Origin of the sequence: Streptomyces roseolus (assembly GCF_014649855.1) — a bacterium.
GTDB lineage: Bacteria > Actinomycetota > Actinomycetes > Streptomycetales > Streptomycetaceae > Streptomyces > Streptomyces roseolus.
On sequence record NZ_BMTV01000024.1, the window covers coordinates 1 to 11776 of the forward strand.

Annotated in this window: 9 protein-coding genes; 6 read left to right on the top strand and 3 right to left on the bottom strand. The window is 71.1% G+C overall.

Annotated features, from left to right (window positions below; genetic code table 11):
- Positions 1 to 25 precede the first annotated feature (25 nt).
- Both araA and araD read left to right on the top strand, forming a co-directional pair.
- Positions 26 to 1534 (top strand): L-arabinose isomerase, encoded by a 1509-nt coding sequence (gene araA / locus IE245_RS26075; protein ID WP_189951777.1) that lies wholly within the window; start codon positions 26 to 28, stop codon positions 1532 to 1534.
- A 26-nt stretch (positions 1535 to 1560) separates the two neighbouring features.
- Positions 1561 to 2274, top strand: coding sequence for an L-ribulose-5-phosphate 4-epimerase AraD (araD, locus tag IE245_RS26080; RefSeq protein WP_189951779.1), 714 nt, complete (start codon positions 1561 to 1563; stop codon positions 2272 to 2274).
- 64 nt (positions 2275 to 2338) lie between these two features.
- Here araD and IE245_RS26085 read toward each other — a convergent pair whose 3' ends face one another.
- The 3 genes from IE245_RS26085 to IE245_RS26095 form a co-directional block, all read right to left on the bottom strand.
- Positions 2339 to 3793, bottom strand: a complete 1455-nt coding sequence (locus IE245_RS26085; RefSeq protein WP_189951781.1) for an endo-1,4-beta-xylanase — start codon at positions 3791 to 3793, stop codon at positions 2339 to 2341.
- A gap of 325 nt (positions 3794 to 4118) precedes the next feature.
- A complete protein-coding gene (locus IE245_RS26090) occupies positions 4119 to 5651 on the bottom strand; it encodes a glycoside hydrolase family 43 protein (protein ID WP_189951783.1) in 1533 nt (510 codons plus the stop codon).
- Positions 5652 to 5974: 323 nt separating this feature from the next.
- Positions 5975 to 6988 carry a LacI family DNA-binding transcriptional regulator gene (locus tag IE245_RS26095; RefSeq protein ID WP_189951785.1) on the bottom strand — a complete coding sequence of 338 codons (1014 nt, stop codon included), beginning with the start codon at positions 6986 to 6988 and terminating at the stop codon, positions 5975 to 5977.
- A gap of 233 nt (positions 6989 to 7221) precedes the next feature.
- Here IE245_RS26095 and IE245_RS26100 point away from each other — a divergent pair, with 233 nt between their 5' ends.
- Genes IE245_RS26100 through IE245_RS26115 form a run of 4 tightly spaced genes read left to right on the top strand, consistent with a single transcriptional unit; the run spans position 7222 to position 11760 of the window.
- Positions 7222 to 8511 carry an extracellular solute-binding protein gene (locus IE245_RS26100; RefSeq protein ID WP_189951787.1) on the top strand — a complete coding sequence of 430 codons (1290 nt, stop codon included), beginning with the start codon at positions 7222 to 7224 and terminating at the stop codon, positions 8509 to 8511.
- Positions 8512 to 8524: 13 nt separating this feature from the next.
- The gene (locus IE245_RS26105) at positions 8525 to 9496 is read left to right on the top strand and encodes a carbohydrate ABC transporter permease (protein WP_373305402.1); all 972 of its coding nucleotides are present in this window, start codon (positions 8525 to 8527) and stop codon (positions 9494 to 9496) included.
- Positions 9493 to 10323, top strand: a complete 831-nt coding sequence (locus tag IE245_RS26110; RefSeq protein WP_189951789.1) for a carbohydrate ABC transporter permease — start codon at positions 9493 to 9495, stop codon at positions 10321 to 10323. The genes IE245_RS26105 and IE245_RS26110 overlap by 4 nt, the downstream gene beginning before the upstream one ends.
- Positions 10324 to 10356: 33 nt before the next feature.
- Positions 10357 to 11760 (top strand): glycoside hydrolase family 30 protein, encoded by a 1404-nt coding sequence (locus IE245_RS26115; RefSeq protein ID WP_189951791.1) that lies wholly within the window; start codon positions 10357 to 10359, stop codon positions 11758 to 11760.
- The last annotated feature ends 16 nt before the right edge of the window (positions 11761 to 11776 follow it).

Here is an 11776-nt window from a genome sequence, read left to right on the forward strand (position 1 = left end):
AGTACCTCCGAGGAGCACACCCGACATGACGCCCGCCCAGCCCGACCGTGAGATCTGGTTTCTCACCGGCAGCCAGTCCCTCTACGGCGACGACACCCTCGCCCAGGTCGCCGACCAGTCCCGCGCCATCTGCGACACCCTCGCCGGCCAGCCGCAGATGACCGTCCGCCTGGTGTGGAAGCCGGTGCTCACCGACGCGGCCGCCATCCGCGCGGTCTGCCTGGAGGCCGAGGCCGACGACCGCTGCATCGGCCTGATCGCCTGGATGCACACCTTCTCCCCGGCCAAGATGTGGATCGCCGGCCTCGACGCCCTGCGCAAGCCCCTGCTCCACCTGCACACCCAGGCCAACCGGCAACTGCCCTGGTCCACCATCGACATGGATTTCATGAACCTGAACCAGGCCGCCCACGGCGACCGCGAGTTCGGGTTCGTCCAGACCCGCCTCGGCGTCCCGCGCAAGACCGTCGCCGGCCACGTCTCCGCCCCCGACGTCGTCGACCGCATCGCCGGCTGGGCCCGCGCCGCCGTCGGCCGCGCCGAACTCACCACCCTCAAGCTCGCCCGGTTCGGCGACAACATGCGCGACGTCGCCGTCACCGAGGGCGACAAGGTCGAGGCGCAACTGCGGTTCGGGGTCTCGGTCAACACGTACGGCGTCAACGACCTCGTCGCCGCGGTCGACGCCGCCGACGACGACACCGTCACCGCCCTCGTCAAGGAGTACCAGGACCTCTACGCCCTCGCTCCCGAGCTGCGGCCCGGCGGCGAGCGCCACGACTCCCTGCGCTACGCCGCCCGTGTCGAGGCCGGGCTGCGCACCTTCCTCACGGAAGGCGGGTTCCGCGCCTTCACCACCAACTTCGAGGACCTCGGGGGCCTGCGCCAGCTCCCCGGGCTCGCCGTGCAGCGCCTGATGGCGGACGGGTACGGCTTCGGCGGCGAGGGGGACTGGAAGACCTCCACCCTGCTGCGCACGCTCAAGGCGATGGCGCACGGCCTGCCCGGCGGCACCTCCTTCATGGAGGACTACACCTACGACCTCACGCCCGGCCAGGAGCTCATCCTCGGCGCCCACATGCTGGAGGTCTGCCCCTCCCTCACGACGGCGAGGCCCTCCTGCGAGATCCATCCGCTGAGCATCGGCGGACGCGAGGACCCGGTCCGTCTCGTCTTCGACGCGGACCCCGGTCCGGCCGTCGTCGTCGGTCTCGCCGACATGGGCGACCGGTTCCGCCTCGTCGCCAACCACATCGACGTCGTCGCCCCGCCCGAGCCGCTGCCCCGCCTCCCCGTCGCCCGGGCCGTCTGGCGCCCGCGCCCCGACCTGCGCACCTCCACCGAGGCGTGGCTGACGGCCGGAGCACCCCACCACACCGTCCTCACCACCGCCCTCGGCGGCGAGGAGCTCGACGACCTCGCCGAGATGCTGCGGACCGAACTCGCCGTCATCGACGAGGACACCACCGTCCGGCGCTTCACGCACGAGCTGCGCTGGAACCAGGCCTACCACCGTCTGGCGCAGGGCCTGTGACCGCGCCCACCAGGAGGGAGCCCACCGTGAGCACCGCCGTCTCCGAGGAGCTGCGCCGCGAGGTGCTGGAGGCCAACCTCCGCATCCCCCGAGCCGGTCTCGCCACCCTCACCTGGGGCAACGTGAGCGGAGTGGACCGGGAGGCCGGCGTCTTCGTCATCAAGCCCTCGGGCGTGACCTACGACGTCCTGACCGCGGACGACCTGGTCGTCGTCTCGCTGGCGGACGGGAGCGTGGTGGAGGGCCACCTGCGGCCGTCCACCGACACGGAGACGCACCGGAGCCTCTACCTGGCCTTCCCCTCCATCGGCGGCGTGACCCACACGCACTCCACCCACGCCGTCGCCTTCGCCCAGGCCCGGCGCCCGATACCGGTGCTCGGCACGACCCACGCGGACACCTTCAACGGCCCCGTCCCCGTCACCGCGCCCCTCACCCCCGAGCAGTGCGCCACGGACTACGAGTACAACACCGGCCAGGTCATCGTGGACCTGCTCGGCCGTGACGACACCCGGGCCCGCGAGGTCCCCGGCGCCCTGGTCGCCCACCACGGCCCCTTCACCTGGGGCGCCGACGCCACCGCGTCCCTGGAGCACGCCGTCATCTGCGAGGCGGTGGCCGAGATGGCCCTCCGCACGATGGCCCTGGGCACGGTCGAACCTCCGCGGCACCTCCTGGACCGCCACTACACGCGCAAGCACGGCCCGGATGCCTACTACGGCAACCCTTCCTCCGCCTGAGCGCGCCGAGGGGAGCCAGGAACGTCCTGGCTCCCCTCCGTGGTGCGGGTGTCAACGGACCCGGTCAGGCACGGGTCCAGCGCTGGTTGGTGCCGTTCCAGCAGGAGTAGAGCTGGATCTGCGTGCCGTTGGCGGTGCCGCTCGCGGCGGCGTCGAGGCAGAGACCGGACTGCACGCCGACGATGGAGCCGTCGGAGGCGAGGCGCCACTTCTGGTTGTCGGCGCCCCAGCAGGAGTAGATCTGCACCTTGGCGCCGTTGGCGGTGCCGGCGGCGTCCAGGCACTTGTCGCCGTAGACCCTGAGCTCACCGGCGGCGGTGAGGGTCCACTGCTGGTTGGCGCGGCCGTTGCAGTCCCACAGCTGGATCTGGGTGCCGTCGGTGGTGACGGCGCCGGGCACGTCCAGGCAGCGGCCCGAAGCGACGCCCTTGATCGGGCCGGAGCCGGGGGAGGGGGTGGGGGTGGGCGTGGGAGTCGGCGTGGGGGAGACGGCGTTGAGGGCGTTGAGGACGGAGGTGTACGCGGGCTTCTTGCTGCCGTCGCCGTTGAAGAGCAGCGGCGTGTGCTCCGCCCGCCAGGAGTCGGTGTCGCGCACGCCCCAGACGGTGATGCCGAGGCAGCGCGGCACGGCCAGGCAGTCGTTGGTCACGTTGGCGTACGTCGTGCCCGAGGCGCCCTGGATGTCGAGTTCGGTGATGGCGACGTCGACGCCGAGGGCGGCGAAGTTCTGCAGGGTGGTGCGGAAGTTGCTGTGGTAGGGGCTGTCGCTGTTGAAGTGCGACTGGAAGCCGACGCAGTCGATGGGCACGCCGCGCTGCTTGAAGTCCTTGACCATGGCGTACATGGCCTGGGTCTTGGCCCAGGTCCAGTTCTCCACGTTGTAGTCGTTGTAGCAGAGCTTGGCGGCCGGGTCGGCGGCGCGGGCGGTGCGGAAGGCGACCTCGATCCAGTCGTTGCCGCTGCGCTGCAGGTTGGAGTCGCGCCGGGCCCCCGAAGTGCCGTCGGCGAAGGCCTCGTTCACGACGTCCCACTGGGCGATCTTGCCCTTGTAGTGGGTCATGACGCCGGTGATGTGGTTGTTCATCGCCTGGCGCAGCGCGCTGCCGCTGAGGTTCTGCATCCAGCCGGGCTGCTGGGAGTGCCAGGCCAGGGTGTGGCCGCGCACCTGCTTGCCGTTCTGCACCGCCCAGTTGTAGACGCGGTCGCCGGCGGTGAAGTCGAACCGGCCCTGCTGGGGTTCGGTGGCGTCGATCTTCATCTCGTTCTCGGCGGTCACCGAGTTGAACTCCCGGTTCGCGATCGTCGTGTACGTCGCGTCGCCGAGCCGCCCCGACGCGATGGCGGTGCCGAAGTACCGGCCGCTCTGCGCCGCCGCGCTGCCCAGGGTGCTCTCGGCGGCCTGCGAGGCCTGCGGCGCGACCAGGACGGCGGCGGAACCGAGGACACCGACGACCAGCGCCGCGCCCAGGCCGCCGATTCTCCGGCGGACCCCGGACGCGAGAAGAGTGGGTGAACGCATTGCTGGACCTCCAGGGGGGGGACATCGCGGAATGATGTGAGCACGGTGGAAGGAATCCCCGTCTGCGCGTCCGCGCCCATGCGAAAAGGGCGTGCGTCGGCAGGACGCGAGATTCGAGGAACGACACCGTGGTGGCGGCGAATAAGTCGAGCCGCCTCGGAAATCAGTGTGGAAATGCGACAGGGGCATGTCAACAGTTTCGAGAATGTTTCGGAATTCCTGTGACGAAAGATTTCGTCGCGGAAGGCACAGGGAATAGCGGAGCGGCTGGAATGCCCCGGTCGGCGTGGAGAAATGCTCGTTAATGCGCCGCCCGCTGGCGCCGCTACCGGCCCGGAGAATCCCGCGGATGCGGATACCTGAGGTCGAACCATGCGAAACGGGCGTCACGGGTGGACGGGCGGCCGTGGGAGGTGGCGTAGAGACCGACCTGGACGCCGGTGAACAGCGGGGTGAGGAAGACGGCTTCGACCGTGGCCAGGTCCCGCCAGGCACCGTCCGGTCCCGCGTGCGCGAAGGTGTGGGTGAGGCCGCGGACGCGGACCCCCAGGCGCACGGGGTCGGGGGAGAGCCCGGCGCGGGCCAGGACGTCGGGGCCGCGCCGCAGGACGAGCCCCTCCGTCGTGCGCACGAGGAGGAGGTGGGCGTCGTCGTCCAGGACGACGGCGAGGCCGGCCTCTTCGTACGGCGCCGCGGGGGCGAAGTGCAGTTCGGTGGACGCGTCGCAGTCGGGTTGCTCCTGGGGCCGGACCAGGAGGGACGGGCTGCCGCGTTCGCCGAGGCGTTCCGGGCGGAGCCGGAGCCGGAGTCCGTCGCCGGTGGTCCAGAACGGCACGCGCGGGGTGCGCAGGCAGCTCCAGTCGGCGGAGAGGACCGCGAAGTCGTCGTGGAGGGGAGGGCGGGGACGGTCGTCTCCGAGGGCGACGGGTGAGAAGACCGGCCAGCCGTCGCTCCAGGTCACCCCGGCGAGGAAGGTCTCGCGCCCGATGGCGGAGCCCGGGCGGACGCCCAGGAGGACGGCCCGCCAGTCGCCTTCGGGGGTCCGCACGAGGTCGGCGTGCCCGGTGCAGGTCACCGGGCCCGTGGCGGGGGGCAGCACGGGGTTGCCGCGGGCACCCTCGTACGGGCCGGTGACGCGGGGGGCGCGGGCGGCGACCACGCTGTGGCCGGCCTCGGTGCCGCCTTCCGCGGTGAGCAGGAGGTAGGAGCCGTCGATCCGGTAGAGGTGCGGGGCCTCCGGCCATCGGGCGTCCGCCCGGCTCCCCGACCAGAGGACGTGCTCGGGGCCGGTGAGCCGCCGTTCGCGGGGCAGGTACTCGCGCATCCAGATCTCGGTGCGGCCGGCGGCCTCGTCCAGGACGCGGGCCGCGGTGAACCAGGCGCGGCCGCGGCCCTCGCCCTCTCCGCCCTCGCCCTCGCCCTCTCCGCTCTCGCCCGCGCGGTCGCCGCGCGTGCTGTGGTCGCCGTCGCCGTCGTCGAAGAAGAGTGACGGATCGAAGCCGTCCCCCTCCAGCCACCGCGGCTCCGACCACGGCCCCGCCGGGTCGGTCGCCGTGACGACGAAATGGCCGGGACCGTCCATCAGCGTGCAGACGAGGTGGAACTCCCCGTCGTGGTGGCGGATCGTGGGCGCGAACAGGCCGCGCGAGGGTCCGCACCCGTCGAGGTCGAGCTGGGACGGCCGGTCGAGCGCGGAGCCGATGCGGCGCCAGTGCACGAGGTCGCGGCTGTGGAAGACGGGAAGGCCCGGGAACCACTCGAAGCTGGACGTCACCAGGTAGTAGTCCGCTCCCACCCGGCAGACGGACGGATCGGGCCGGAACCCCGGCAGCACGGGCTCGTCGAAGGACGCGCTCACGGGACCGGAACGACGTCGGCCCTCCGGCGGGCGGCCGGAGGACGCAGGGGGACCGGCGGGTGGCCGGCCGGCGGCCGTACAAAGGTCGGCGTGAGGCCGAGCCGGGATCGTGCGGAGGCCGGTGCGGGGCCGAACCGGGATCGTACGGAAGCCGGCCCCCGTCCGAGCGGGGGCCGTAAGGAGGCGGGCGCGCGCTCGGACGGGGGCCGTACGAGGGTCGGCGCGCGGCCGACCGGGGTGTCCGCGGGGGCGTGCGGAGCGAAGGCGCCACGCCCGGGCAGGGGCGGGAGGGGGGTGCGCCGGGGCTCGTTCAAGGGATGCTCCTAGGGGCGAGGCGGGGCGGTGGAGAGCCGGACCCTGAGCTCGGTCGAGAGCTCCATCCGGGGGCTCACCAGGGGCTGGCCGTCCATGAGTTGGAACAGGGTGCGGGCGGCGACCCGGCCCATCTCCTCCAGCGGCTGACGCACCGTCGTCAGCGGCGGCGACAGCCAGTCGCACATCGGCAGGTCGTCGAAGCCGATCACGCTGAGGTCCCGCGGGATGCTCAGTCCACCCTGCCGGGCGGCCTCGTAGACGCCCATCGCCTGCTGGTCGCTGCCGGCGAAGACGGCGGTCGGCGGCTCGGGGAGGGCGAGCAGCTCCTGGGCGCACCGGAAGCCGCCCTCGTGCTGGAAGTCGCCGAAGCGGATCAGAGCGCGGTCGACCTCGACACCGGCCCGCTCCAGGGCCGACCGGTACCCGTCGATGCGGGCCTGGCTGCAGAGCATCTCCTTGCGTCCGCCGATCGCGGCGATCCGGCGGTGTCCGAGCTCCAGCAGGTGTTCGGTGGCGGCGAGGCCACCGGCCCAGTTGGTCGCCCCGACGCTCGGCACGCCGTTGCCCGGCAGGTCGATCGGGTCGATGACGACCAGCGCGGCCCCGGTCCGCTCGACCTGGGCGCGCTGGGACGGGGTGACCGAGGCGGTGACGAGGATGACGCCGTCGCTGCGGTGCAGGGCCGGCAGGGCGGTCCAGCCGGACGGCGAGGCCTCGCCCGGCGGGACGAGCGAGACGACGGTGGCGACGCTCCGCCGGGCGCACTCGGCCTCGACGCCGCGCAGGATCTCCACCGCCCACGCGCTGTCCAGGCCGCCGATGATCAGGTCGACGAGACCCGATCCGCGGCCTCTGCCCTGCCGTCCGGGCGGGAGGTAGTTGTGTGCCTGCAGCAGGCCCTCGATCCGTTCGCGCGTCGAGGGGGCGACATCGGAGCGGCCGTTGATCACTTTGGACACGGTGGCCTGGGAAACCCCCGCCTCCGCGGCGATGACGGCCAGGGTCGGGCGCTGCTCGCTCAACTTCTCTCCTCTGCGCGGATGCTTCCGGCCGACGACGGGTATCGCAAACTTTCGACGAGTTTCCGGGCGGTCCGACTGCTTGTCAACCCTGCGAACAGACGGGAGACGCAAAGAAATTGGCGCGGGGTCTTGACCGATTAGCCTCACGTTCCTAGTTTGTGGCAGCGCGGAATTCGAGAGTATTTCGAAAATGTTTCGCCGCCCGCCCCGGCATTCCCCATCCCGGAGGTCCCATGGCCAGCGCCCTCACGAGCCGACGCAGCTTCCTGGCACTCACGGGCTTGACCGCCCTGTCCGTCTCCCTGACCGCGGCCTGCGGGGCCGACGGTTCCGGCGGCACATCCGCCGACGGCAAGGTGTCGTTCGACTGGTGGAACATCGCCACCACCGAGCCCGGCAAGTCCCTCTTCCCGGAGATCTCCGCCGCGTACACGTCCGCTCACCCGAACGTCGCCATCCACACGACCTCGCTGGAGAACGAGGCGTTCAAGTCCAAGCTCACGGCGACCACTTCGTCCGGGAAGCTCCCGGACGTCTTCCAGACCTGGGGTGGCGGCGTGCTGCGGCAGCAGGTCGACGCGGGGCTCGTCGAGGACCTCACCGACGTCCTCGACTGGTCGTCCGAGCTCACCCCGGTCTCGCTGCAGGCCTACCAGATCGAGGGCCGCACCTACGGGGTTCCGTACGACATCGGCATGGTCGGCTTCTGGTACAATAAGAAGCTCTTCGCCCGGGCCGGGATCACCGCGCCCCCCGCCACCTGGGCCGAGTTCCTCGACGCCGTCGGCAAGCTCAAGGCGGCCGGCGTCACCCCGATCGCCCTCGCCGGCAAGGAGAAGTGGCCGGGCCACTACTACTGGGCCTACCTCGCGATGCGCGTCGCCGGCCTCCCGGCACTGCAACAGGCCTCCACCAGCAAGGACTTCACCGGAGCCGGCTTCGTCCAGGCGGGCGCCCACCTCAAGGAGCTGGTCGACCTCCAGCCCTTCCAGCCGTCCTTCCTCGGCGCCGGCTACGCCACCCCCGGAGGCCAGGCGGCGACCATGGGCAACGGCAAGGCCGCCATGGAGCTGATGGGGCAGTGGGGCCCGTCGGTGCAGAAGGACGCCGGTGCCGACCTCGGAGCGGACCTGGGGTTCTTCCCCTTCCCGACGGTCGACGGCGGCGTCGGGAAGGCCACCGAGGTGTTCGGCGGCGGTGGCGGCTTCGCGCTGCGCAAGGGAGCCCCGAAGGAGGCCCTGGACTTCCTCAGGTTCTTCGTCCTGGAGAACCAGGCCAAGCTGCTGGCCTCCAACGGCTACCTGCCGGTGGTGAAGGGCGCGGAGAGCGGGCTGACCGACGCGAACAAGAAGGTGGTGGCCGACAGCCTGGTCAAGGCGACGGGCTTCCAGCTCTTCCTCGACCAGGCCTATCCGCCGGCGGTCGGCCAGGAGGTCAACGACAGCGTCGCCGACCTCATCGCGGGCAAGAAGACGCCCGATCAGGTCACGGCGTCGATCACCGAGGCTGCGAAGAGTGCCTAGTTCCGTGCCCGCCCTGGCGAAGGAGCGGACGGAGGACGCCGTGCCGGTACGCCGCCCGCCCGCCCCGGGCCGTCCGTCGCCGCGCGGGTGGCGGGACTGGGCCGCGGTCGCCTGGTTCCTCGTCCCGGCCCTGGTCCTCTTCCTCGTCTTCGTCCTCGCCCCGATCGTCGTCGCCGTCTTCACCGGCTTCTACAAGTGGGGCGGCATCGGCCCCCTGGACGACTTCGTCGGCTTCGCGAACTACACCCGGCTCTTCGAGGACCGGGTCTTCCTCGGCGACCTGGGGCGCGGGCTGTACCTGATCGTCCTGTCGCTCACCGTGCAGCTGCCGTTCGCGCTGTTCACCGCGGTCCTGCTCAACCAGAGGCTGCGGGGCCGGGCCGTCTACCGGATGCTGTTCTTCGCCCCGTACATCCTGTCCGAGGTCGTCACGGCGGTCCTCTTCACGATGATCTTCCTGCCCGGCTCCGGCATGGCCGACCACCTCGCCGGGCTCCTGGGCCTGGAGAGCCTCCAGGGCAGGTGGCTCGCCGATCCCTCGACGGTCATGCCGACCCTCTTCGTCGTCATGGTCTGGAAGTACTTCGGCTTCCACATGATGCTCTTCCTCGCCGGGCTGCAGAGCATCCCGTCGGAGATCCTGGAGGCCGCGTCCCTCGACGGCGCCGGCGCCTGGCAGCGCTTCCGGCACGTGACGCTGCCGCTGCTCGGCCCGACGATCCGGATCAGCGTCTTCCTCTCGGTCATCGGCTCCATCCAGCTCTTCGACCTCGTCTGGGTCATGACCGCGGGCGGGCCCAACCACTCCTCCGAGACGATGGCGATCGCGATGTTCCAGTTCGGGTTCAAGCGGTACCAGGTCGGCTACGCCAGTGCCATCAGCGTGGTCCTGTTCATGATCAGCCTGGTCTTCTCCCTCTTCTACCAGCGCTACGTGCTCCGCCGTGACCTCAGCGGCGCCGTCACCTCGGGAGGCGGCCGATGAACGTCCGCCGGACCGCACGCGGCCTCTCGCTGCACTCCGTGATCTGGCTGATCGGCGCGTTCGTCGTCGTACCGCTGGTCTACGCGGTGATCTCCGGGTTCAAGAGCACCGGCGAGCTCACCGGCAACCCCTTCGGGCTGCCGGAGGAATGGAAGATCGGCAACTACACCGGCATCCTCGGCGACGGGATGTTCTGGCGGCAGATCGCCAACAGCGCGGGCATCGCGATCGGCACGGCCTTCGTCACGGTGGCGGCCTCCGCGATGGCGGCGTTCGTCCTCGCCCGGTACGCCTTCCGCGGCCGGGAGCTGTTCTACGGGCTGTTCACGATCGGGCTGATGTTCCCGTTCGCGGTCGCCGTCCTGCCGCTCTTCCTGATGCTGCGCACCTTCGGCCTGCTCGACCACCCGCTCGGGGTGATCCTCCCGCAGGCGGCCTTCGGGCTCCCCATGACGATCATCATCCTGCGCGGCTTCTTCCGGACCATCCCGGCGGAGGTCGAGGAGGCGGCCGTCATGGACGGCTGCGGCAAGTTCCGCTTCTTCTGGAGGATCCTGCTGCCGATGGCGCGGCCGGCGCTCGGCACCGTCTCGGTCCTGGCGATCGTCGCGAGCTGGAACAACTTCTTCCTGCCGCTGCTGGTGTTCAACGACCCGAAGTGGCAGACGATCCCGGTCGGGGTCCAGCAGTTCCAGGGGCAGTACTCGACCGACTACGCGCTCGTCCTCGCGTACATCGTGCTCGCCATGGTCCCCGCCCTCGCCTTCTACGCCGTCGCCGAACGGCAGCTGATCGGCGGCCTCGCCGCGGGCGCCACCAAGGGCTGACCCGCGCCCCCGTCCCCCTCCCAGGAGACCCTCGTGAAACGTCTGACCGCACTGACGACCGTCATTTTGTTAGCGCTCACAACTCAGGCCGCGTCGGCGGACCCACTGGCTCCCGCCGCCACCGCCACCGCCCGCACCACCGTCGACTTCCGCGGCGCGCTCCAGCCCATCGACGGATTCGGCTTCTCCATGGCCTTCCAGCGGGCCGACCTGCTGCACGGCGCGCGCGGCCTCAGCCCTGCCAAGCGGCGCGAGGTGCTCGACCTGCTGCTGAGCAAGGAGAAGGGCGCCGGCCTGTCCATCCTGCGCCTCGGCATCGGCTCGTCGACCGACCGGGTCTACGACCACATGCCGACGATCCTGCCGACCGACCCCGGCGGCCCCGACGCCACCCCGCAGTACGTCTGGGACGGCTGGGACGGCGGCCAGGTCTGGCTCGCCAAGGAGGCCAAGAAGTACGGCGTCAAGCGGTTCTTCGCCGACGCCTGGAGCGCGCCGGCCTTCATGAAGACCAACGACAGCGAGAACGACGGCGGCGAGCTGCGGCCCGAATGGCGCCGGGCGTACGCGAACTACCTCGTCCAGTACGCGAAGTTCTACCAGCGGGAGGGCATCGGCATCACCGACCTGGGGTTCACCAACGAACCCGACTGGACGGCCACCTACGCCTCGATGCGGTTCACCCCGCAGCAGGCCGTCGACTTCCTCAAGGTGCTCGGGCCGACCGTCCGCGCCTCCGGACTCAAGACGGAAGTGGTCTGCTGCGACGCCGCCGGCTGGGACCGGCAGGTCGCCTTCACCGAGGCCATCGAGGCGGACCCCGAGGCCGACAAGACCGTGAAGACCATCACCGGTCACCGCTACAGCGGTCCGACCACGGTCCCGCAGCCCACCGACAAGCGCGTGTGGATGTCGGAATGGTCACCGGACGGCACCACCTGGAACGAGAACTGGGACGACGGCAGCGGCTACGACGGCCTCACCGTCGCGGCCGACATCCAGAACACCCTGACCGTCGGCAACGCCAGCGCCTACGTCTACTGGACCGGCGCGTCCCTCGGCGCGACCCGGGGACTCATCCAGCTCGCCGACCCCGGTGACGACTACCGGGTCTCCAAGCGGTACTGGGCGCTCGCCGCCTTCAGCCGCTTCATCCGCCCCGACGCCGTCCGCGTGCCGGTCACCGACCCCGACCCGGCCCTCCGGATCACCGCCTTCCGCAACACCGACGGCAGCCGCGTCATCGAGATCCTCAACACCGCCACCACCGAGACCTCCACCACCTTCAGCCTGCGCGGCGGCCACGACCGGCACCCCGAGGCCTACGTCACCGACGAGACCCGCTCGATCGCCCCGGCCGCCGTCGCCTCCGTCCACGGCACCACCCTCACGGCCGAGCTCGCCCCCCGCGCGCTCACCACCATCGTCCTCGACTGAGCCCGACCACCCCCGA